This window comes from Rhizobium sp. YAF28, from assembly GCF_052113285.1.
In the GTDB taxonomy this organism is placed as follows: Bacteria; Pseudomonadota; Alphaproteobacteria; order Rhizobiales; family Rhizobiaceae; genus Rhizobium.
Genome location: NZ_JBFRCX010000001.1, coordinates 263,945 through 285,973, shown reverse-complemented (window position 1 = coordinate 285,973; position 22,029 = coordinate 263,945). Strand labels below are relative to the sequence as shown.

The 22,029-nt window shown below is 61.6% G+C and carries 24 protein-coding genes and 1 pseudogene; 12 read left to right on the top strand and 13 right to left on the bottom strand.

The window, feature by feature from the left end:
- Nucleotides 1–65 precede the first annotated feature (65 nt).
- Nucleotides 66–1,061, top strand: a complete 996-nt coding sequence (locus AB4Z13_RS01550) for an alpha/beta hydrolase (RefSeq protein WP_442205592.1) — start codon at nt 66–68, stop codon at nt 1,059–1,061.
- 106 nt (nt 1,062–1,167) lie between these two features.
- Here the strand turns inward: AB4Z13_RS01550 and AB4Z13_RS01545 are convergent, their stop codons facing one another.
- The 5 genes from AB4Z13_RS01545 to AB4Z13_RS01525 form a co-directional block, all read right to left on the bottom strand.
- Nucleotides 1,168–1,737, bottom strand: coding sequence for a GNAT family N-acetyltransferase (locus AB4Z13_RS01545; protein WP_442205591.1), 570 nt, complete (start codon nt 1,735–1,737; stop codon nt 1,168–1,170).
- Between the two features lie 79 nt (nt 1,738–1,816).
- Entirely contained in the window at nt 1,817–2,467 is a 651-nt protein-coding gene (locus AB4Z13_RS01540; protein WP_442205590.1) for a pyridoxamine 5'-phosphate oxidase family protein, read from the bottom strand.
- A 161-nt stretch (nt 2,468–2,628) separates the two neighbouring features.
- Nucleotides 2,629–3,030 carry a type II toxin-antitoxin system VapC family toxin gene (locus AB4Z13_RS01535; protein WP_442205589.1) on the bottom strand — a complete coding sequence of 134 codons (402 nt, stop codon included), beginning with the start codon at nt 3,028–3,030 and terminating at the stop codon, nt 2,629–2,631.
- Complete coding sequence (locus tag AB4Z13_RS01530; protein WP_442205588.1) at nt 3,027–3,260, bottom strand: AbrB/MazE/SpoVT family DNA-binding domain-containing protein; 234 nt, start codon at nt 3,258–3,260, stop codon at nt 3,027–3,029. The genes AB4Z13_RS01535 and AB4Z13_RS01530 overlap by 4 nt, the downstream gene beginning before the upstream one ends.
- A gap of 133 nt (nt 3,261–3,393) precedes the next feature.
- Nucleotides 3,394–4,281, bottom strand: a complete 888-nt coding sequence (locus AB4Z13_RS01525; RefSeq protein WP_442205587.1) for a LysR family transcriptional regulator — start codon at nt 4,279–4,281, stop codon at nt 3,394–3,396.
- A gap of 115 nt (nt 4,282–4,396) precedes the next feature.
- Here AB4Z13_RS01525 and AB4Z13_RS01520 point away from each other — a divergent pair, with 115 nt between their 5' ends.
- Both AB4Z13_RS01520 and AB4Z13_RS01515 read left to right on the top strand, forming a co-directional pair.
- Nucleotides 4,397–4,753 (top strand): antibiotic biosynthesis monooxygenase, encoded by a 357-nt coding sequence (locus AB4Z13_RS01520; RefSeq protein ID WP_113325231.1) that lies wholly within the window; start codon nt 4,397–4,399, stop codon nt 4,751–4,753.
- A 380-nt stretch (nt 4,754–5,133) separates the two neighbouring features.
- Nucleotides 5,134–7,749: an autotransporter family protein gene (locus AB4Z13_RS01515; protein WP_442205586.1), complete on the top strand. Its 2,616-nt coding sequence runs from the start codon at nt 5,134–5,136 to the stop codon at nt 7,747–7,749.
- Nucleotides 7,750–7,872: 123 nt separating this feature from the next.
- On the opposite strand, the gene AB4Z13_RS01510 is transcribed toward AB4Z13_RS01515, so the two are convergent.
- The 3 genes from AB4Z13_RS01510 to pdxR form a co-directional block, all read right to left on the bottom strand.
- Nucleotides 7,873–8,268 carry a type II toxin-antitoxin system VapC family toxin gene (locus tag AB4Z13_RS01510; protein ID WP_439015396.1) on the bottom strand — a complete coding sequence of 132 codons (396 nt, stop codon included), beginning with the start codon at nt 8,266–8,268 and terminating at the stop codon, nt 7,873–7,875.
- Nucleotides 8,265–8,519 carry a type II toxin-antitoxin system VapB family antitoxin gene (locus AB4Z13_RS01505; RefSeq protein ID WP_113323545.1) on the bottom strand — a complete coding sequence of 85 codons (255 nt, stop codon included), beginning with the start codon at nt 8,517–8,519 and terminating at the stop codon, nt 8,265–8,267. Before AB4Z13_RS01505 ends, AB4Z13_RS01510 begins: the two co-directional genes overlap by 4 nt.
- A 181-nt stretch (nt 8,520–8,700) precedes the next feature.
- Nucleotides 8,701–10,218, bottom strand: a complete 1,518-nt coding sequence (gene pdxR / locus AB4Z13_RS01500) for a MocR-like pyridoxine biosynthesis transcription factor PdxR (protein ID WP_442205585.1) — start codon at nt 10,216–10,218, stop codon at nt 8,701–8,703.
- Between the two features lie 133 nt (nt 10,219–10,351).
- Here pdxR and AB4Z13_RS01495 point away from each other — a divergent pair, with 133 nt between their 5' ends.
- The 3 genes from AB4Z13_RS01495 to AB4Z13_RS01485 all read left to right on the top strand — a co-directional run bounded on the left by AB4Z13_RS01495 (nt 10,352) and on the right by AB4Z13_RS01485 (nt 13,596).
- Nucleotides 10,352–10,972 (top strand): C39 family peptidase, encoded by a 621-nt coding sequence (locus tag AB4Z13_RS01495; RefSeq protein ID WP_442205584.1) that lies wholly within the window; start codon nt 10,352–10,354, stop codon nt 10,970–10,972.
- 77 nt (nt 10,973–11,049) lie between these two features.
- Nucleotides 11,050–12,117, top strand: coding sequence for a D-alanine--D-alanine ligase family protein (locus tag AB4Z13_RS01490; RefSeq protein ID WP_442205583.1), 1,068 nt, complete (start codon nt 11,050–11,052; stop codon nt 12,115–12,117).
- A 210-nt stretch (nt 12,118–12,327) separates the two neighbouring features.
- On the top strand, nt 12,328–13,596 hold the full coding sequence (locus AB4Z13_RS01485) for a hypothetical protein (RefSeq protein WP_442205582.1): 1,269 nt from the start codon (nt 12,328–12,330) through the stop codon (nt 13,594–13,596).
- A gap of 115 nt (nt 13,597–13,711) precedes the next feature.
- Here AB4Z13_RS01485 and AB4Z13_RS01480 read toward each other — a convergent pair whose 3' ends face one another.
- From AB4Z13_RS01480 to AB4Z13_RS01470, 3 genes and pseudogenes are all read right to left on the bottom strand, one after another.
- The gene (locus AB4Z13_RS01480; RefSeq protein ID WP_442205900.1) at nt 13,712–14,059 is read right to left on the bottom strand and encodes a TPR end-of-group domain-containing protein; all 348 of its coding nucleotides are present in this window, start codon (nt 14,057–14,059) and stop codon (nt 13,712–13,714) included.
- A gap of 30 nt (nt 14,060–14,089) precedes the next feature.
- A pseudogene (locus tag AB4Z13_RS01475) lies at nt 14,090–15,436 on the bottom strand (tetratricopeptide repeat protein); the annotation flags it as partial.
- Nucleotides 15,437–15,726: 290 nt separating this feature from the next.
- Nucleotides 15,727–16,137, bottom strand: coding sequence for a winged helix-turn-helix transcriptional regulator (locus AB4Z13_RS01470; protein ID WP_442205581.1), 411 nt, complete (start codon nt 16,135–16,137; stop codon nt 15,727–15,729).
- Nucleotides 16,138–16,258: 121 nt separating this feature from the next.
- On the opposite strand from AB4Z13_RS01470, the gene AB4Z13_RS01465 reads away from it, so the two are divergent.
- From AB4Z13_RS01465 to AB4Z13_RS01440, 6 genes are all read left to right on the top strand, one after another.
- A complete protein-coding gene (locus AB4Z13_RS01465; protein ID WP_442205580.1) occupies nt 16,259–17,242 on the top strand; it encodes an MDR family oxidoreductase in 984 nt (327 codons plus the stop codon).
- Nucleotides 17,243–17,383: 141 nt separating this feature from the next.
- The gene (locus AB4Z13_RS01460; protein ID WP_442205579.1) at nt 17,384–18,214 is read left to right on the top strand and encodes an alpha/beta fold hydrolase; all 831 of its coding nucleotides are present in this window, start codon (nt 17,384–17,386) and stop codon (nt 18,212–18,214) included.
- A gap of 27 nt (nt 18,215–18,241) precedes the next feature.
- A complete protein-coding gene (locus tag AB4Z13_RS01455; protein ID WP_442205578.1) occupies nt 18,242–18,961 on the top strand; it encodes a hypothetical protein in 720 nt (239 codons plus the stop codon).
- A gap of 6 nt (nt 18,962–18,967) precedes the next feature.
- A complete protein-coding gene (locus AB4Z13_RS01450) occupies nt 18,968–19,387 on the top strand; it encodes a GlcG/HbpS family heme-binding protein (protein ID WP_442205577.1) in 420 nt (139 codons plus the stop codon).
- A 12-nt stretch (nt 19,388–19,399) separates the two neighbouring features.
- A complete protein-coding gene (locus AB4Z13_RS01445) occupies nt 19,400–20,119 on the top strand; it encodes a hypothetical protein (protein WP_310388510.1) in 720 nt (239 codons plus the stop codon).
- A 338-nt stretch (nt 20,120–20,457) separates the two neighbouring features.
- Nucleotides 20,458–20,841: a VOC family protein gene (locus AB4Z13_RS01440; protein WP_442205576.1), complete on the top strand. Its 384-nt coding sequence runs from the start codon at nt 20,458–20,460 to the stop codon at nt 20,839–20,841.
- A 95-nt stretch (nt 20,842–20,936) separates the two neighbouring features.
- Here the strand turns inward: AB4Z13_RS01440 and AB4Z13_RS01435 are convergent, their stop codons facing one another.
- Both AB4Z13_RS01435 and AB4Z13_RS01430 read right to left on the bottom strand, forming a co-directional pair.
- Nucleotides 20,937–21,434: an SRPBCC family protein gene (locus AB4Z13_RS01435; RefSeq protein WP_442205575.1), complete on the bottom strand. Its 498-nt coding sequence runs from the start codon at nt 21,432–21,434 to the stop codon at nt 20,937–20,939.
- Nucleotides 21,424–21,777, bottom strand: coding sequence for an ArsR/SmtB family transcription factor (locus AB4Z13_RS01430; RefSeq protein WP_442205574.1), 354 nt, complete (start codon nt 21,775–21,777; stop codon nt 21,424–21,426). Before AB4Z13_RS01430 ends, AB4Z13_RS01435 begins: the two co-directional genes overlap by 11 nt.
- Nucleotides 21,778–22,029: the final 252 nt, after the last annotated feature.

Below are 22,029 nucleotides of genomic sequence, written 5' to 3'. Positions count from 1 at the left end.
TCCCGGAGAGAAAGACCGTGAAATTCTTGCCCCTACTCGCAACCCTCAGCCTCGGAGTAACTCTCATGATTCAGCCCGCTCAAGCGGCGCCCGACGCCGCGACCGACCCGCGGATCGACCCCCAGGTCCGCGCCTTCCTTGCCGAGATCAACAAGGATCCAAGCCCGTTCTGGAAACTGCCGCAGCCCAAGCCCCAGGAGATCCTGACCGGGCTTCAGAACATGACGCCGGTCGACATGTCAGGCGTGACCACGACCGAGCAGACCATCACCCAGGATGGTCTGAGCGTGAAGATCTACATCATGAAGCCCGAGCACATCACCGGCAAACCCGGCGTGCTGCTCTTCATTCATGGCGGCGTCTGGATCGTCGGCAATTTTGAAAACCACCAGCGCCTGCTGCGTGATCTCGTGGTCGGCTCCGGCCAGGTCGGCGTCTTCGTCGAATATACGTCCCTGCCCGAAGCACGCTTCCCGACGCAACTCGATCAATCCTATGCCGTGCTGAAATGGGTGGCGGCTCACGCCGGTGAATTCGGCGCGGATGGCAGCAGGATCGCGGTTGCCGGCAATTCGGTCGGCGGCAACATGACCGCGGCCCTGACGCTGATGGCCAAGGACCGCAACGGCCCGAAGATCAGCTTCCAGGCCCTTCTCATCCCCGCAACGGATGCCAGCGTCGATACGGGCTCCTATCACGAATATGGAGAGCAGCGCTTCCTGGCGCGCGCATTCATGAAATACGGCTGGGACCTCTACGCGCCCGACGCAAAGACCCGCGACAACCCCTATGTATCGCCGCTGCGCGCCAGCATCGATCAGCTCAAGGGCCTGCCGCCGGCACTCGTCATCACTGCGGAGAACGACCCGCTGCGCGACGAGGGCGAGGCCTATGCCCGCAAACTGAAGGAAGCCGGCGTGACCGTGGCTGCGGCCCGCTACAACGGCACGATCCATGACTTCGTGCTGTTGAACGCGATCCGCAATGTGCCTTCCACGGAAGCCGCGATCGAACAGATCAGCGACAATCTGCGCCGCTATCTCGAACCCGCAACGCATTGATCGATGCGGCGACGCGGCGGCCATCAGCGCGCCGCGTCGCTGGCTTGCATCGATCCTTGCCCGTCCCAGGTGACGGTCCCGGTAGTTCGAAGAAAACGGAATGGCTCTAGATCAGTGGAACCTTAAAAAACAGCTTCTGCTGCTCGGGCCTGTCTGAGGGATGGGGCGCGCGTCGCACCAGCTGACCGCCAACTCGCTCTATGACGGCGCGGGAAATGACATTCTCTTCGTTGCAGAGAATGTCGATCTCACTCAGCCCCAGGGATTTTGCGAACTGGAGCAGAGCATCGAGCGCGGCTGTGGCGTAGCCCCGGCCTTGTTTCCAGGGCACCACCGAGTATCCGACATGTCCCGGAATGCTGTCGGGAACTGTCCAGGTGACGGGCAGATAGCGCAGGTCGATCCTGCCGCAGAACTCCCCATCCCAAATCCAGAACGTGTGATTGGTGAGCGCCATGGCCGTATCGCTGATCTGCGGTTTGGCCGAAGCATGTCGCCCCATCAGCTTGTCGAGATATGCCGCGGGATCATTACGAAGGTCCTGAAGTTCGGCTTCGATGAAGCCAGTATCTCCAATGCGCCGCGGGTCGGGCGACCAGCCCTTCGCCAGCGCCGCTTCATACCCAGAGAGCTTCTCAAGGTCCGGCATGACCAAGATTGGGCGTCCGTCCAACATCCAAATTCCAACCAACTCGAATAGACCGGCCAGATCGCAGCCGCGGTTCAGCCGATACCGACAGTCCAGTCAGGAGCCGTCAATAGAGCGACTTCCTGTAGGCGTATTCGAGTGCGTCATCTATCTTGCGCATTTCGATATCATCGGTCGGAGCGCCCGTCGTCTGATCCAGGATGATCTTTGAAAGCGAGGGCATCTCGCTACGATCCTGAAAGTGCTCCGGATCCCACAGATGCGAGCGCCTGAATGCCTTGGCGCAATGCAGGAAGACCTCACCCACCTTGACCAGTATCGCGAGCTTGGGCACGCGTTCGCCGACACCCATATCCCCAAGAATATCAGGGTCGGTCACGAGCCTGGCCTCGCCATTCACGCGAAGCGTGTCGTCAAATCCCGGAATGATGAAGAGCAGTCCAACACTCGGGTTGGTGAGAATATTGGCCAGCGTATCGAGGCGATTATTGCCCGGCCGGTCCGGGATCGCCAGCGTCTGCGGATCGAGGATTTTCACAAAGCCGACCGGGTCGCCGCGAGGGCTGACATCGGCCTTGCCATCCTGGTTCTGGGTGCCGATGCACAGGAATGGCGATCGCCTGATAAACTCCTGTGCGTGCCTGTCGAGCGCGCCCTTACACTTCTGAGCTGCCAAAGCATGCGTCGGTTGAAACAGTTCTCGAAGAGCCTGCTCATCCCTCACGACAAATTTTGGATCGACACTGAACGCCTTCATTCCATTTTCCTCCCGCAGCCCCCTGTCGGACGGATCGCGTCCGAGGTAATGATGTACGTACCTCAGATTTGAGGCGTTCGTCAAGCCGCGGTATACTGGGGAGCGAAGTGGGTTCGTCAATGCAGGTATCTGTCCTGTCCTCAGTCCCCGTCTCTCAGCCATCAAGCTGGTGATATCAACTCGATGGTCGGGAAATACGAGCGGTACCGGCCAACATCGCGCGTCAGGACCGGCAGCTTCTGAACCGCAGCGTGCGCGCCGATGAGAAAATCCGGCAAGACACCGGTGCGGGACCCGCCGGCGCGGCGATACTGTGTGAATGCTTTTCCTGCCAGAAACAGCGCAGCGCGCGGGAAAGGAGCCAGGATCAGCTCCGCTTCGTCGATAAACGCATCAAGTTCCTCAATGCGTTCATAGCGGACGGCAAGTTCCGCATAGATGATATCATTGATGAGCAATGGCCCCACGAGACTGGCCGCTTCGAGTTGGTCTATCGACCAGTCGGCCCAGATTGGGTCGTTCGTTACGAGGTCGAGCAGGACGTTGGTATCGACAAGCGTCACGCATCACCGCGGGTGAGCGCCATAATCGCATCCGTGTCGAGGCCCTTTCCGGCATGTCCGCGAAGCTGCTCGAAGCGGCTGGCCGGCTTTTTCCTGTCAGCGCGCGTCAGCACCACGCTGCCATCTGCAGCCCGATGAAAATCGACCTTGCTTCCAGGCGTGATCCCCAACAATTCGCGAACCGCTTTCGGAATCGTCACCTGCCCTTTTGCCGTCACCGTCGTCGCCATGATCGCAATCCTGTAATACCGCTCTACAATCAGGTATTACTTTTTCCCTTCGGTTTCAAGTTCGGCTCAGCGATCGGCCACCTTTAAGGCCTGCATAGCAGCCGGCCGAATGGATCAAAGCGCCACGAACACCTCATGCGCTGAACAGGTTGGCGGCCATATAGTCGACGAAGGCCCTGACCTTGGGTGACAGATACCGGTTGCTCGGCCAGAGAACCCTGAAGGTTCCCGTATCGTCAAGATGATCGTCCAGCAGCCGGACGAGCTTGCCTTCGGCGATCTCCGATGCCACGGCGAAGGGCGGAAGGCAGGTAATGCCGAATGAGCGTTCGGCAAGGTAGATCAGCGGCTCCAGCGTGCTCGCCACCGTGGTCACCGGCAGATCGAGCTTGACCGCAATGCCGTCACGCACCAGCGGCCAGGGTTCCAGCCTGCCGGAATTGGCGAAGCGATGGTGCAGGCACCGGTGATCGAGCAGATCCTCGGGCACATCAGGATGACCTGATGTCGCCAGGTATTTGGGCGAGGCCACGATCACGTGCCGGAATGTGCCGAGCTTCCGGCTCATCAGTCTCGTATCCCTGACATCTCCGGTCCGGATGACCGCGTCGAACCCCTCCTCGATGACATCGACGAGGCGGTCGGTGAAATCGAGATCGAGATTGATCTCCGAATAGGCTGCCATGAAGGACGATATGGTCGGCATGAGAAGCATGCCGGCGAGCGGCAGGCTGACACGCAGCTGGCCCCGCGGCACAGAATGCGATCTCGAAAGCCTCGCCCGTGCCTCTTCATATTCGGCCTGAATGCGTCTGCATGTTTCGAGGAAGAAGCTACCCTCCTCCGTCAGGGCCATGCTGCGGGTCGAGCGGTTGAACAGGCGCACGCCGAGCTCTTCCTCCAGCCGCGCGATCGCCTTGCCGACCGCCGAGCCCGAGATGCCCAAGCGATGCCCGGCGGCCACGAAACTGCCGGCCTCTGCGACTTGAACGAAAATGCCTGATGTGCCGAGCCTGTCCATTGCGGAAAAAATATCCGATCTGTTGAGAATACCGGCCCATTTCTCCGATATTTGCCGTCCGATATCCAGACCTTGCCGCGGCCATTTCGTCCGTGCGCTTCAATTGGAGATCTTCATGAACACCAAAGCGATCGCCGCCTTTGCGGACGCTCCCGTTCCCACCACCTTCATCGTCAACGTCATTCATGCCCATCCCGGAAAGCAGGAGGAAGCCTTCGAGATCATCCAGGACGTGGTGCATTACGTCGCCGAGCGGAAGGAAGGTTTCCTCTGGAGCAGCCTGGCGAAGAGCAGCGATGGCCTGACGGTCGTCAACATCGAGGCGATCCAGGACGCCGGCAATGTCGGCGAGTTCTTTTCCGATCCTGATTTCGCCGAGAAGTTCAAGCGGCTGGACACGGTCTCCAGCAGCGAATTCCACACCTATACGGTCGCGGACCTCGTGCTCCCGAAGCGCGAAATGGCCGGGTGATCCATAATGACCGGATCCATTTCCGAACGGAATGCGCCCGGCCGACAGAAATCCGGCGGAGGGACCTTCCCTTTGCCGGTGCCGACCACGCTCGCGCCCTCCGGTTTGTCAAAATCCTGACCGAATCGCCACCGGGGAACCGCAGAGCCTGCTTGCCCGTTTTGCGACGGCGACAGCCGGAAGTTACCAAAACCCTAACATGTTGATTTATAGAGCTGTCGCATTTGAATATTCTGTTGCCGCCCGGCAACGGCCTGTCGCCTTTGGCGCAGTACGGGTCGCTTTGTGATAAGCTGATCTTGCGGGACAGGCCGAACCGGCGCACAAAAAGCACACCCTTTAATCGTATTTATATTAGCAACAACTTCATAAGAGGCAGCATGAGCTTCGGCGTTGTCGGGACTTTTGATAAGGCAAGACTTTTTGCGAGCGTGAGCCTCGCTGTGCTGGCGTTCTATTGCTGGCCCTCATCGGCGGCGACCGCGAGGGAATACCGGGTCAGCAACGAAACGGAATTGCGCAACACCATCACCACCGCGAATGGGGATGGCGACGCCAGCTCGACGATCGTCATGACCGGCAGCTTCTCCATTTCAACGGCGATACTGCCAGTCCCGACGAAGCCGATCACGATCGATACCAACGGCTTCGTCTTGACGAATACCTATGATCCCGCAGCCGGCGCGAGCAGGGGCACGCTCACGATCCAGCAATCGGTCGGAGCTCTCGTCCCCGTCACGTTCTCGGGCACTCTGGTGGCAGCAAGCGCCGGTGCCGCCGCCACGACATCAGGGCAAATCGGTGCCGTCGTTACTGCCACCGCATTCACGAATGATGGATCGATCCGCGGCGGAAATGGCGGCGGCGGCGGCGGTGCCGCAGCTTCAGGCGGCATTGGCGTACGTGCGCTGACAGGCTCGTCTCTCACCAATAACGGCACCATCGTGGGTGGCGACAGCACGTCGGCTGGCGGTGGACAAGGCGTCGCCTACGGCAATGCGGTGGGAGGTCCCAATACCATCCTCAACATGGGAACGATCCGCGGAGGAAACGGGCCGACCAACGGAACGGCGGGTGCCGGCATTCTCGCGCAAGGAGCAACGGCGGGCCAGATCGTCAATTTCGGCACGATCGAGGGCGGAACGGGTGCCATCGCCATCGTGGCCTCGAACGGAATAGTGAACCTCGATATCGTCAATAGCGGCACGATCCGCGCAGGCGCCGGCCAGACGGACGCGATCGGGCGCGGCGCGGCGGCAACGACGGGCACACTGAAGCTCGAGCTGCAGCCGGGCTCGGTGATCGAGGGCAACGTCGTCGCGGGTGCCGTGCCGACGACAGACGTGCTGCGGCTTGGCGGCACGGGCAGCGACACATTCGACGTGTCCGCGATTGGCGCGGCCGCGCAATACCGGAACTTTGACACGTTCGAAAAAACCGGCACCAGCACCTGGCTGCTGACGGGCGTCGGCACCACCGCGACGGACTGGACGATCTATGACGGAACACTGCTGATCGGCGACCACAGCGCCGCTTCGAGCATCATCGGCGACATCACCAACTTCGGCACGCTGGGCGGCAGCGGTACCATCTTCGGTGACGTCACGAATTCGGGCACGGTCTCCCCCGGCAATTCGATCGGTACGCTGACTATATCGGGCAACTATATCGGCAATGGCGGCACGCTTTTTATCGAAAGCGTGCTCGGCGGCGATGCCTCGCCGACCGACCGCCTCGTCGTCACGGGCAACACCTCGGGCACGACCAGCGTCAAGGTCACCAATCTCGGCGGCGGCGGGGCACAAACCGTCGAGGGCATCAAGATCGTCGATGTCGGCGGCAGCTCGGCCGGAAGTTTTTCGCTGCTCGGCGACTATGTTTTTCAGGGAGATCAGGCCGTTGTCGGCGGTGCATACGCCTATCGGCTCTACCAGAACGGCATCGCAACCCCGGCTGACGGCGACTGGTATCTTCGCTCCGCACTGGTCAATCCGGCCGCGCCGGGCGCATCCGCAGCGCCACTCTATCAGCCCGGCGTTCCGCTTTACGAAGCCTATCCGCAACTCCTGCTCGCCCTGAACGGACTTTCCACGCTGCAGCAGCGCCTCGGCGACCGCACCTGGCCGGACGGCGGCAAGGCGACGCCGACGAGCGGTCCTGACAATATCTGGCTTCGCACCGAGGGGACCCATGCCGGCCTCGAGCCGGACACAAGCACGAGCGGCACCACCTATGACTACGATCTGTTCAAGCTGGAGGGCGGTCTGGATGCGGAGCTCTACCAGAACCAGAACGGCCGGCTGATCGGCGGCCTGACCGTCCATTACGGCACGGTTTCCGGCGATATTGGCTCGGTCTACGGCGATGGCGATATCGACACGAGAGGCTATGGGGTGGGCGCGACGCTCACCTGGTATGGCGAAAACGGTTTCTACGTCGACGCCCAGAGCCAGCTCACCTGGTATGACAGCGACCTGAAATCCGATCTCGTCGATGGCGCCATGGAGAACGGCAACAATGGCTTCGGCTATGCGCTCAGCCTCGAAGCTGGCAGGCGCTTCGCAACCTCCGGGTCCTGGTCGATCACGCCCCAGGCGCAACTCGTCTATTCCTCCGTCGATTTCGACAGTTTCGACGACCGGTTCGGCGCACGGGTTTCGCTTGATGACGGCGATAGTCTGGTCGGCCGGCTCGGGATGGCGCTCGACCGCGAGGAGAGCTGGCAGCGGGCCGATGGCCAGACGGCGCGGGCAAAAATCTACGGCATCGCCAATCTCTACGGCGAGTTCCTGGATGGCACGGCAGTCGATGTCTCCGGAACCGGTTTCGAAACCAGGAACGATCCGGTCTGGGCAGGCCTGACCCTCGGCAGCTCCTACATCTGGGGTGACGAACGTTTCTCGCTCTATGGCGAAGTCGCTGCAAAATCCTCGCTGAAAGACTTCGGCGACAGCTATGCCGTCAGTGGAACCGCCGGATTGCGCGTGAAGTGGTGAGGGCGGAAGCGCGCAGCGCTAAACGTAACGAGGGCTAAGCGTATCGCCCTCGCGCATGTAGTCCAGCGGCGGAGAGCTGCGCAACGGTGGCCTGATCCCGCTTCGAGACACGGGCGTAACCAATCAGCGCCATTGCTCGATATCCGTGTGTACGAAGTCGTCGCCCTTGAAGAGCAGAGGAGCCGAAAGGCTCTTGGCGAGAGCGTAGGCGGCGCAGTCCGCAAGATTGAGCCTAGCTTTCGAGTGAATGCCCTTGCCGTACCGCCCGAAGGTTTCGGAAGCTCCTCGCGCCTGATCCTCATCAAAAGGTGCGACGGCTATCTCATTGGCCGCAAGGAAAGCCCACAGCATTGCCTCACCTTCCGGCCCTCTGCGACTGCGTAAGACAATGGCGGTTTCATGTGCGTTGACGGCCGAGATCACGAGATTATCGGCCTCGCGGATCGCGCGAGCGTAAAGGGTAGCGTCGCTCTCCTTTTCGAGGATTGCGAGGATTGCCGACGAGTCGACGACGATCATGGTTGGTTGAGATCGTCAGCGATCTCTTGTGGAGAGCGCGGATCGAGCAGCGGTAGGGCCGTGATCTTTTCGCCGACAGCGAGCATTTGTTCCACGGTCATCCGGCGGCGCTTGGTCTGCGGCTCGTCGGATACGCCGAGCGCCTTAGCCTCGCGTTCGAGCGCGGCGCGGATCAGGTCTTCAGGCTTGCGGCCGATGCGGGCCGCAAGCCTGCGGGCGAGCTGTTCCGTATCGTGGGTAAGGTGCAGCATGATCTTTCTCTAAAAACTCGACGTTAAGTATCATATTCTGAGAGATGTAAACAAGCGACAGTATTGAGAGATCGGGTTCGACATCGGCTGCGCGCTGCATGCGCCGATGGATTTATTCGCGCAGCACTCGCGGAAGCTGAGGACGCGATATGGTTATCGAGCCCGCGCGAGCCGCCGCCGGTTACCCTCCTAACTCGGCCTTACCCTGCAGAAACGTCCCATCCTCGAAAACCTCTGCAAGCACCCGTGTCCCCATATCCGCCTCCTCCTCCGAAAGCCCGGAAAACCCAAGCAGCAATCGCGACCGATCCGTCGAAACCACATTCATCCGCGACAGCGGCATCACCACGACACCCTTTCTCAGCGCCGCAGCGGACACAGCGGTGTCGTCATTCCAGCTGCCTGTGCTCCGAACCGTGAGGTTGATCCCCTGATCCGGCAGCAGCACCGCCACATGCTCCGCCAACCGCTCCCCCAGAAACCCGGCCAGCATATCGCGTGAGGCCCGGAGCCGCTCCCTCAGTCGCCGCAGATGCGCCGGGAAATAGCCCTCCTCCAGAAAATCGGCGATCACCCGCTGCTGGAAGCTTGGCGGGCAGCGATCGACGGCGGGGCGTACCGCGCGGAAGGCGGGCACGAGGTCGGCGGGGACGACGAGGTAGCCGATGCGCAGGCTCGGCAGCAGCGCCTTGCTGAAGGTGCCGGTGTAGAGAACGCGGCCCGCCTTATCGAGGCCGTGCAGCGAGGCGATCGGGTGGCCCTGGTAGCGGAATTCGCTGTCGTAATCATCCTCGATGATCCAGCAGTCGTTCTCCTCTGCATAAGAGAGAAGCCCGAGACGGCGCGAGAGCGAGAGAACGGAACCGACCGGATATTGGTTCGAGGGCGTCACGTAGAAGGCGGCAGGCGAAGGCAGCGTGCCGTCGAGCAGCCGCGCGATGTCGATGCCGTCAGCGTCGACCGGCAGGCCGACGACATCGATGCCATTCAGCGCCAGGCATTGCCGGGCCGGCGGATAGCACGGGTCTTCGACGACAGCCGTATCGCCCGGCGTCATCAGCACGCGGAAGGCAAGGTCGAGCGCCTGCTGGGTTCCCGCCGTGATGAAGATCTGGTCGGGGCTGCAGCGCACGCCGCGCGAGACGGCGAGATGCGCGCTGATCGCGGTCCTCAGCGCCCTTTCTCCCTGGATATCGCCATAGCCTTCGAAGGCATAGTTCATATGCCTGACGGCAATGCGGTTCAGAAGCCGAGCCGTGCGCTCGTCATGGGCGATGCGGCCGGTGACGAATGGCAGCGCCTTCTGCGGTTCGAGGCTTGGCCCGCGCGTGAGGATAGCAGTGGCGGCGGCCGAGACGCCGCGGCGGATCGCCTGCGCGCTGCCTGCACCTGATGGATCCATGCGCGCCACACCCTCGGGAACGGATGAAGCGATATACGTGCCGGAGCCGTGGCGGGCGACAGCAAAACCCTCTGACATCAGGATCTCATAGGCCTCGGCAATGACGCCGCGCGAAATCGCCCATTCCGCCGAGGCAAGCCGCGTCGAGGGCAGCCGCTGCCCGCCGGTCAGCCGCCCTTCGGCGACGGCGTTGCGCAGCGAAAGATAAAGCTGGCGCGGCAAAGGCGCCGATGACGACGGATCGATCGTGGGTCGGAAAGAGGCCGACGGCCCCTCGCGTCTTCTCGTCAGCGTCATCAAAGCTCCCCAATGGCTGGTTCAAGTGGCCCACGCGCGACAAGCAAAGTGGATCTTCAAAGATACACTAAACTGCATTTAGATTGAGCCACTTTCAAGCGGATTCGCAATCGCAGTGCCTGACGGAGACGACATGAACCAACTGAGCCTCGACGTGCCCTATTTCAGCCAGTGGGAAACGCCCGAGATGACCTTGCCGGTGCTGGCCGAAGGTGCTGCCGCCCTGCATCGCGATGTCAGGTGGAAGAATTCCGGCGCCGAGACCATTGAGGAATATGCGCGCTGGGCGGTGAATGTCTGCGGCATGGCCTGCCAGAAGATGATCCTGGCCGCCCGCGGCGAGGCGCATCCGATCCTGTCGCTCGCAAGGGCCTGCACCAGCTATGGCGGCTATGTGATCAACGAGGCGGACGCCTCGATCAAGGGGCTGATCTATGCGCCCTTCGTGACCTTCGTGCACGAACGCTTTGGGCTTGTCGCCGATGTGAGGACACAGGTGCAGGTGGAAACCATTCCCGAGATCCTCGCAGAGAACAGCTTCTTCATCGCCTCGGTCAGCAGCGCCATCCGCTGGCCGGAGCGCGAACCGCCTGGCAAGGGCGGCCATCTGGTGCTGGTGACGGCGGCCGATGAGGAGAGCGTGCGCTTCCACAATCCCTCCGGCCATGACCGCGCCAGCCAGGCCGATGTCATCCTGCCGCTTCCTACCTTCGACCGCTTCTTTGCCAACAGAGGCATCGCGGTCGGCTTCTGAAGCGTTTTTTCCGCGCAATTCCAGACCCAAAACCGCTGCACACTTTTGCTCGAATTGCTTTAACCAAGGAGATTTTGATGAGCCCTTCCCCATCCAGGCTGCGCATTGCCGTGCTCTTCGGCGGTCGCTCCAGCGAGCACGATGTTTCCATCATGTCGGCGACCAATGTGATGCGCGCGCTCGACCCGGAAAGATACGACGCCCTGCCCGTCTATGTGAGCAAGGACGGGCGCTGGCTGCAAAGCCGCTTTGCAGATGGCGAACTCGACAAGCCCTCCTCCGGCACCGAGCTTTGCCTCGTGCCCGGCGGGCGTGGACGGTTGCTCGCGATCGCGCCCGATGGAAAGGCGGCCGAAGCCGGCAGGATCGATATCGTCTTCCCGGTGCTGCATGGTCTGCATGGGGAGGACGGCGCGGTCCAGGGCCTATGCCAGGTGGCGCGCGTGCCGCTTGCCGGCTGCGGCATCCTCGGCTCGGCAACGGCGCTCGACAAGGATATCGCCAAGCAGCTGCTGAAGGCTGCTGGCCTGCCCGTTGCCCGCTCGGTGACGCTCGATCAGGCCGCACCGCCCGCGCTTGAGGCGCTCGAAGGCGCGCTCGACCTTCCGCTCTTCATCAAGCCGGCCCGCCAGGGCTCCTCGGTCGGCGTGCGAAAAGTCTCGGGCAGCCAGGAATTCGCGCCCGCCCTTGCCGAAGCCTTCAGCCACGACCGCAAGCTCATCGCCGAGGAATTCATTGCCGGGCGCGAGATCGAATGCAGCGTGCTGGAAGATACAAAAGGCGGCCTCTTCGTCTCCCGCCCCGGCGAGATCGCGCCCGCCGAAAGCCACGGCTTCTACAGCTACACCGCGAAATATCTCGATGAAAATGGTGCAGCCCTGAAAGTGCCCGCCGAGCTTCCCGCCGATGTCGAAGCCAGGATCCGCGACATGGCCGCCCGCGCCTTCCGCGCACTCGGCTGCGACGGCATGGCCCGCGTCGATTTCTTCCTGATGGAAGACATGCGCTTCATCGTCAACGAGGTGAACACCATTCCGGGCTTCACCGATATCAGCATGTATTCCAAGGCGATGGCCGCCAGTGGCGTCGCTTACGCCGAGGTCATCGACCGGCTGGTGGAGCATGGGCTTGCCAGAGGGGCGTGAGCTCCGACTATAAGAAAAGACCCCTCCCCACAGGTGGAGAGGCCTTCATTCGATCCATCGCCGCGGGCTGTCGCCGCATCGCTCCGCCAACGTCCAACGAGAGCCTATGGACGTGATTATTGCGACCATGCGCAACTTTAACGAGCTAACTGGCGAATTGTTAATGCCGGGCCGCTAAAACCCGCCATCACTACAATGATGGATGAACGCATGCGGCTGAAAACTGATTGCAAATCTCCAGGTTCAAAGCTGGGTTACACGACGCTTGGCATATTGGCAGGACTCGTTTTCTTCGCGGTCGGATCATCGCCGCTTCGGGCGCAGGATACAGCCCCTGCGCCAATCACGGCTAACGCCGGAACCGTCGGCGGACGGGTGCAGGCCGCGACCGAGACACTGGTGCAGATGTTCGATTTCGGTGCGGATTTAAGCCCGAAAACGCTCATCAAGACCTTGCCTGGTGACTGGGCGATATTGCCGCCGGATCACGGCCTGCCCGCAAACAAACTGAAGACGTGGTGCAAGTTCAATCGCATCAATCTCAAGCAACCCGATTCACGCTATCCGATCTTTGACGGTCTGATGGGACGGGAGGGCAGCGCCAGGCGATTTGAATTGCGCCTGTCTGTCGGTGCAGTGGTCTATTGGATCTCCAATGTTCAGGATGAGATGCATGTGCTGGGCTATGACAATCCCGAAGCCACTGAAGCAGCCGGCATGCGGCGCAACCTGGTCATAAAAAACAGCATTCAGCAAGCCGAGGCCTTTCCGGTAAACGATGATGTGGTCGGCTTTATCAATCCCGCCACCTCCACCACACCGACTTTTCTCGTGCGATGCCCGGGTGAGCCCGAGGATGCGGGAAGGACCGAGCAAAATATGCAGACCGTGAGCACGATCGCAGAAACAATAGCGCAACGGGCTGCATTTTTGTCATATTCCCCGGATGGGTCCGTTCCCTTCGTCAGCAAGATGCAGGGTAGCTGGACATTGGTTGATGAACCCGCCCGACCCGACGTGCGAAACAAAACACTCGCTGACCTGTGCCATATCCGCCGCGTCGAGATGCGGCCGGACCATCAGCCTCTGCCGATCCTGACCGCGCATGTCACTGACACTTCTTCCGAGCAGGATCGCCCGGCGCCGGCATCACAGGATGAATTCGAATTGCGGCTCGCCGGTGATGGTGAATTGTTGCGCGTGGCGCTGCATGATCCGCTTACCGAGATGAAACAGGATCCCGAACGCTTTCGCGCTCCACCCGCTGCGAAAGGCGACCTCGTTGCCAAACGCCGCCAACAGGCAGCAGTTGCGCGCTACCGCCAGGCGGCATTGTCCTACGCATTGCCGGTTACGCTTGTTTCGATCGACGACGATACGTTTATTGAAACTCCGAAGAACCCATGGAGTCGGGCTCCCAGCTACGACAGTGGGCCTGCGGCCTTCAAACGCTATTGGTTGCGATGCCCTGAAAACTGACCTGCTGCAATCGTCGCCTTGAACGTCAAAGATCAGGCAAGCCGGAACGGTAGGTTAAGCCCCCTTGTTGGAAGCGGCTTACGCTGGCATCCGACAGGATGGGCGGAGTCTTCGGTCATTTCGCAGTTGGCGAAGCCTGATCCCGAAGATGCGCCCTCGCTGCGAGCATGATCTGAGAAAAACGTGGCAGCGGGCGTAGGCTGTCCAGGTCGTTGTCGTTTTCCATCCATACCAGCAATTCCGGGCTCATCTTCGGTGCTATGCGCTCGAGCACGTCAAGTGCGGCTTGCGCATCGCCGCTGATCGCCCAGGCACAGACGAGGTTTGATTGGAGCTGGATATTATCAGGCTCGAGCAGGCTGGCACGCGAGGCCCATTCGCGGGCTCGCTCGTGATCGCCGAGGAGCGCCAGGATGCCCGCCCCATGCCCGATCGCGCCGCTGTGGTCGGGCTCGGCGGCCACGATGCGCTCGATCCGCACCTGCGCACGGCGGCAGGCGTCGAGCGCCGCTTGCTCGTCGCCCTTGCCCTGGTAGCACTGGATGACCATGGCGGCGGCATTGTAGTCTCCGGGGGCGAGTGCGGCGGCCCGCTCGAAATGGCGGATGGCATCATCGAACCGGTGCTGCATGATGAAGGTGCGCCCGGCGGCAAGGTTGGCGGCGTAGTCATCGGGATCGAGCCGCAGAGCGATTGCACATTGGCGCTCGGCCTCTTCGAACTGTCCCCTGTAGAGAAACAGCAAGGCCTTTCCGGCGTGCGCACTGGCGAGTTCGGGATCGAGTTCGAGGGCGCGATCGATTTCGAGCTCACCCGTCTCGGTGCCGCCGACACTGCGCCTCTGGCGATTGAGCGTTTCGCCGAGAAGAGCCCAGGCGCGTGCATTGCCCGGTTCCAATTCGCATACGCGGCGGCAGAGGCGGATGATCAGCGGCAGGTGCCGCTCCGAGCCGCTGATATTGTATTCCCGTGCCAGAAGGAACAGCTTGTATGCTTCGGGGTCGGTCGGCCCCGTGCGCTCCAGCGCCTGGCGCTCCGAAGGCAACAGGCGCAGCCTCAGCGCCTCGACGACGGATTTGGCAAGGTCCGACTGCAGCACCAGCACGTCCTTGATGTCCCGGTCGAAGCGCTCGGCCCAGACGGTTGTTTCGTTCGTCCCGTCGATCAGCTGGGCGGAGAGCCGGATGCGCTCGCCTGCCTTGCGCACATTGCCTTCGAGTATATAGGCCACATTGAGCTGCTGGGCGATTGCGCGCGCGCTCTGAGCCTTGATGCTGAACGATGTCGCGCGGGAAACCACCGTCAGGGCCGAGAGCTTGCTCAGGTCGATGATGATGTCCTCGGTCACGCCCGCGCTGAAATAGTCCTGCTCCGGATCGCCGCCGATATTGGCGAAAGGCAGGACGCAGATCCCGATCGGCTCGCGACCGGCGGAAGCTTGTGCCGGCGCCTCACCCTGGATGGCGAAGGCATGGATGGGGCGCTCGATATTCTTGAGCGAGATCGTCCCGAGGTCTTCAAGGGCGACATTCAATTTTCCCGCCACGTGTTCGCGCACCGTTTCGGAGAGCACGATACCGCCCGGCTGGGCGAGCGCCCGCAGCCGCGCTGCGATGTTGACCCCCTCCCCGAAGAGATCGCCGTCATCGACGATCACGTCTCCGAGATTAAGCCCCATGCGGAAACGAAGCGTCAGATCGGTTGCTGAAGCCGTGCCTTGAAGCGCAATGGCGCAGACTGCCGCATCGACTGCGCTCGCGAACTCGATGAGGGCGCCGTCGCCCATCAGCTTGACGATGCGACCATGGTGGCGCGCCAATGCAGGATCAAATGCCGCAAACGCCGCCTTGACGCGGGAAAGCGTGCCAGCCTCCGCGCCCCATCAGCTTGCTGTAGCCGGCGACATCGATACAGAGAACGGCAGCCAGTTTGCGCATAGAACCGTACCTGTGAGTTGGGTGCTCGCGGCAAAAGCCCGGGCTTTCCCCTCAAGCAGTGCATCACATTCCGGCATTGGAGACAAGCGAGCGAAGCTGCGCACCGTTTTCGGAGCACAGGCAACAGGCGTTTGCAGACTACCGCGCACAAAGCTGCCGATTGCCTGAACGTCTCCCGACTTTTGCTCCTGATCTAGCGGGCTGCCGCGGCTCTGCGACCAGCGGAAACCGGCACTTCATCGGCCGGACAGTGCGGATCCAGTTCCGGAAGTTTCTGCTGTTCCTCGCGATATCGGTCCCCCCAGTCCCTGAGGCTGCCGAGGATCGGCACCAGCGAGCGCGCAAGCGGCGTCGCCTCGTACTCGACGCGCGGCGGGACCTCCGGAAAGACGTGGCGCGTTATCAGGCCATCAGCCTCCAGCTCCCGCAGCTGGAGCGTCAGAACCCGGTGGGTCGCGTCCGGCATGAGACGGTTCAGTTCCATGAAACGCTTCTTGCCCATCAGAAGGTTGGCCAGGATCGTCGGCTTCCAGATTCCGCCGATGATGGAGACGGTGAGTTCGACGGAACATCCGCTCTTGGGCTGGAGTCGCTTAGGTCGCATCGACGGTGTCCTCTTCGATCCTCACGCACATAATTGATAGTATAGGCTGTAATTGTGCGTTCTTTCAATGACTTCCGAGTGCACATACAACAGCGAAATCATTTCAAGAAGGAACGATTTCGTGTCTTTTCAAGCAATCCTCGCAAGGCAATCAGCAGACGGCGTAACGGCAACCGTCGAGACGGTTGAGGACGATATCCTGATGGAGGGCAGCGTCACGGTCGCGATCGACTGGTCGACGGTAAACTACAAGGATGCCTTCGCTCTCGCCGGGCAGAGGATCATCCAGACCTTTCCGCTGATATCAGGCATCGACTTTTCGGGAACCGTCGAAAGCTCGCGCGACGCCCGCTTCGCCCCTGGTGACAAGGTCGTCGCGACAGGTTGGGGACTGAGCCAGACGCATCATGGCGGGTTCGCGCAGAAAGCGCGCGTGCCGGCGGACTGGCTGATCAAGCTTCCGGCCTCGATCTCGACGCGGGACGCCATGGCGATCGGCACGGCTGGCTTCACCGCGATGCTGAGCGTGCTTGCCCTGGAGCATGGAGATGTGGGGCCTGAACGAGGAGAAGTCCTCGTCACGGGCGCGTCCGGCGGCGTCGGCTCCATCGCGATCGCCATTCTGTCCAGGCTCGGCTACCGCGTCGTCGCCTCCACCGGCAAGAGGAACGAGACCGATTATCTCCAGCGGCTCGGCGCCGGCGAAGTGATCGACCGGGCAATGCTTGCGCAGGAGGGTGCGCCGATCGCTGCCGAGCGGTGGGCGGGAGCGGTCGACGCCGTCGGCGGCCGGACGCTCGCAAACGTGCTTGCCCAGACGAAATACGCAGGCGTGGTGACGAACTGCGGCTTCGTGGGCGGACGCGATCTTCCGGCCAGCGTCCTCCCGTTCATCCTGCGAGGCGTCGCGCTCGCCGGCATCGATTCCGTGAACGCGCCGATGGCGATCCGCCAGAAGGCATGGGCAAGGCTTGCGACGGATCTCGACCTCGACAAGCTGGCATCCACGATCACGCAGGTCGGTCTCTCCGATGTGCCGAGGATTGCGGCAGAAATGCTGGAAGGCCGTGTCCGCGGCCGCACGCTGGTCGACGTGAACAGCTGAGCGGTTCCGCGATCCCCTCAACCGCCGAACCGCTCCGGGTCGGCCCCAACAATTCGCGCAGCATGGCGGATGGCTCCCCTGGAACCGGACGGCGATGACGCGCGCCCCGATACTTGAAAACCTCCCCCGAAAGGAACTGACATGACCGATTCACTGCAGACTGCGCCCACGCAGTATCTCGAAGCGGATGGAATCCGCTTCGCTTACCGCCGCCTCGGCCCTGATGCAGGCACGCCGCTGATCCTTCTGCAGCACTTCACCGGCACGATGGATTCCTGGGATCCTGCAGTGATCGATGCGCTGGCGGCGGAGCGCACCGTCATCGTCTTCGACAATGCGGGCGTCGGCAGATCGTCAGGCGCCACGCCTGACAATGTCGAGCAACAGACGGCGGACGCGGAATCCTTCATAGCCGCGCTCGGCTTCGACGAGGTCGATCTGCTCGGTTTTTCCCTCGGTGGCTTCCTTGCCCAGCTGATGGCAGTCCGGCCGAAGGTCAAGGTTCGCAGGATCATCCTGGCCGGCACCGCGCCGAAAGGTGGCGAGGAACATCTGCTGCAGGTGGTCGGGGAGGCTTTCGCAAAAGATGCGCGGGACGTAAGGCTTCCGCTGTTCTTCACCCCGTCGGCACAAAGCCAGCGAGCCGGCGAGGCCTTCGTGGACCGCGCCCTCGCCCGGCAGCAGGACCGCGATCCCGATAGCGCAGATTCCGTCGCCGATCCGCAAGCCGCGTCGATCATCGCATGGTGCTCTGAGCGCGACCCGCATCATGCCTCGCTAAAGGCGATCGGGCAGCCGACGCTCATCGTCCACGGCAGCGACGACACGATGTTTCCATCGGTCAACGCCTACGAGCTGTTCAAGGCGATGAGCAACGCAACGCTGATCATCTACCCGGATTCCGGCCACGGCGCGCTTTTCCAGTACCCGGAAACATTCGTCTCGCACGTCAAGACCTTCCTCGACGCCTGAGCGTCATCTCTTTTAAGGAGTACCAAAATGAATGCATTGGCGCAGAAGATCATCGACGCCCACGGCGGTCTCGAGATCTGGAACAGGTTCTCTTCGCTCACGGCCCACCTCAGGCAGGGCGGCGCGCTCTGGGGGTTGAAGGGTCATGCCGGGAAGCTCGACGAGACTGATGTCACGGTTGGCCTGCGGGAAGAATGGGCATCGCACGCTCCGTTCGGCCCCGAGGGCAAGGTCAGCCGCTTCGAGCCCGGCAGGGTCGTTCTCAGGGATTCCGCCGGCAGCGATCTCGACACGCTTTCCGACCCGCGCAGCTCCTTTGCGGGCCATGCACTCGAAACGCCGTGGACGGAGCTTCAGCTCGCCTATTTTGCCGGCATTGCCATGTGGACCTACCTCAACATGCCTTTCCTTCTTGCTCAACCGGGCATCGAAGGCGAAAAGATTGCGGACTGGCATGAGAATGGCGAAACGTGGCAGCGTCTCAGGGTGACCTTCCCCAAGAGCATCGCGACCCATAGCACGGTGCAGACCCTCTATGTCGACGAGGCCGGGCTTCTCAAGCGCCATGACTACGACGTCGAGATCGCCGGCAACACGCCGGGCGCCCACTATATCGGCGGTTACGTCAATGTTCAGGGCCTGATGTTCCCGACCGAACGCCGGATCTATCCGCGCCTGCCGGATGGTTCCAGCCTGTCCGAACCGCTGGTCGTCTCCATCGACCTCTCTGATATAAGTCTGGCCTGACACGTCATGCGACATCCAAGACTCGATCTGGCGGCCGCACGCAAGATGATCGCGGCCGCGGAAACCCGTGCCGGGGAGACCGGCGTCAGGGCGACCATCGCCATCCTCGACGGCGGGGGCGATCTCCTCGCCATGATCAGGATGGACGGCGCATGGCCTGGCGGGTTCGACCTCGCCCTCGGAAAGGCCACGACCGCCCGATCCTTCCACGCGCCCTCCTCCGCCTTCGTTCCGCTGATCCAGCCCGGCCAGCCGCTGTTTTCGGTAAGCAACGTGGGAGGCGGACGATACGTGATCCTCGGCGGCGGGTTTCCTGTCGAACTTAACGGCAATGTCATCGGCGCCATCGGCGTGAGCGGCGGCTCGGTCGAACAGGACATCGCAATCGCCGAGGCGGCGCTCGCCGCCTTCAATCTCAGCAAGTGACTGGAGTACATAATGACCGATCTCGTCAATCTGGCGATCGAAGCGCATGGCGGCCTGAACCGTTTCAACCAGTTCTCCTCCCTGACGGCCAGGCTGTATCAGGGCGGCGTGCTATGGGGCCTGAAGGGGAAGCCGACGGTCCTGGAGAACTGCAACGTCAAGGTGGACCTCAAGCGCGAGCGGGTCTCGCACTGGCCTTTCGCCCCCACGCAGCACCGGTCTGCATTCACGCCTGATCGTGTGGCGATTGAAACGGCTGATGGAACCGTCGTCGAAGAACTGATCAACCCACGGCAGTCTTTTGAAGGCTATCTGATGGAGACGCCGTGGAGCGATCCCCAGGTGGCCTATTTCGCTGGCTACACGATGTGGACCTACCTGACGTCGCCCTTCATCCTGAAGCGCTCAGGGGTTACATCGAGGGAGATCGAGCCGTGGCATGAGAACGGAAAGACCTGGCGGCGGCTGCATGTCACCTTTCCGGACGAGATCGCGACACACAGCGCCGAGCAGATCTTCTATTTCGACGACGCCGGGATTCTGGTCCGGCATGACTACGAAGTGGACATCCAGGGCAGGAATGCAGCGGCCCGGTACCTGAGCGATTACGTGTCTGTCGAAGGAATTCTCCTGCCCGGGAAGATGCGCATCTTTCCGCGTGGAAGCGACGGCATCGCGCTGACCGAACCGTTGATCGTCTCCGTCGACCTGTCCGACTTCCGTTTCGAGTAACGAAAATTCCGCAGCGCGTGTTCGCGCGCGCTGTAGGCTTGAGGCTGCAAATGAGCAGCGCGCCTTGAATTTCAAGGCAAGCGTCGAGCATGGCCTTGAGTTGCGGCTCATCGACCTTCTCGATGTCTCCTCGCAAATGGTCCATGATGTCGTGAAGCGCGTCTGCATCTTCTGAGTATGGTGGCGCGGATCATGATCGACTGCACTGACGAGAGATATTCTCCCATGGGTCGATGTTTCGATGGACCGACGATCCGCTTGGCGGTTGCAAGCCAAACTCCTGCCGAACTCTTTGCTGCCGCTGCCACCACCCTACTTTGTCCGAAGGAGGAATTGATATGGCTACCGTCAGCGTTCGTTATATCGTCGACGACGTCGATGCAGCGATTGCATTCTATACGCAGTCGCTCGGCTTCGCGCTCACCATGCATCCGGCTCCGAGCTTCGCCATGCTCACCAGGGGCGATCTTCGCCTGCTCGTGAACGGCACGACGGGGCCAGGCGGCGCCTCCCAGCCCATGCCGGATGGACGCCGGCCCGAACCCGGCGGATGGAACCGCATCCAGATAGAGGTCGACAATATCGAAGACGAGGTCCAACGCCTGAAGACATCAGGCGCCAGATTTCGCAACGATATCGTCACCGGGTTTGGCGGCAAGCAGGTCCTCGTCGAAGACCCCGCGGGCAATGCCGTCGAATTGTTCGAGCCGCCGAAAAAGTAGCTGCGCAGCGGCGGCCCTGAAATTTATAGGGCGTGGTCTTCAGGCTGGACTGCACTGTCTCAGTCTTCGCCGCGCCACCCGCGAGATCGGCGACGTCATGCCCCTCCCGCGCCGAGGGCAACGAGAAGCTCGTCCAGTTGCTCGAACTGCTCGGGCATCCCGCCCTCCGCCCCGGAATTGGCGTCGAACGCTTCCTTCGAGGGATAGAGTTCGTGCAGCACCAGCAGCGTCTTGCCGCCTTTTTCCTCGAAGGTCACCGTGGTGATGGCAGCGTCATCACTTTCCTCATTCGTCCAGACCAGGCGCGCGTTGGGTATCACTTCGAGATACTTGCCGAAGAATTCCATGGCGCTCGAGGCATCGTGGCCAAACGCAACACGGTAGCCACCTCCGACGCGGACATCCATATCGCAGGAAAGCATGGGCACGCCCATCGACTTCGGCGCCCACCACCGCATGAACAGCTCGGGCTTGGTCCACGCCGCAAACACGATATGTGCCGGGCCGTTGAAGGTTCGCGTAACGACGAGCTCACGCTCGGACGTCCGTTCCACCGTCGTGGGGTTCTTCATGGGGGTAGGCTTACTCTCCATCGTCCTTCTCCTTCCGTTTCAGTTCCTCGATAACCTTGTCCAATTCGTCGAAGCGCGCGTCCCAGAGCTGGCGATAGCTCTCGATCCATGCCGCCTCTTCCTCCAGCCGGCGCAAGCCGAGCTTGCAGGTGCGCACGCGCCCGACCTTCTCCGTGATGACAAACCCCGCCTGCTCCAACACGCCGACATGCTTCTTCATGCCCGTCAGCGTCATCTGGAACTTATCGGCAAGGTCCGTGATCGACGCGTCTGCACGTCCAAGCTGCTCCAGAATGCCGCGTCGGGTGGCGTCCGAGAGCGCGGCAAACGAGGCATCGAGGCGGGCTTTCGAATACTGAACCATATGGTTCAGTATATAGCGCAGAGACGAGCGACACGCAAGGGACCGGGCGCTGCGTTAGCGATCTTGCCTGATCGAGCGCCTCCGCGTTTCGCCAATTATGGTTGCCCCTGATCTCATATGGGAACAATATACCCCCCGCGATGCGAGATCGCCCCTCGGCCGAAGCCGACCGTGGCGACGACAGTCGATGTGTTTCACTTAATCCAAGCATGGAATTTCTCGCGGCTGTGTCGGCTTTCGCGATCGTAACCT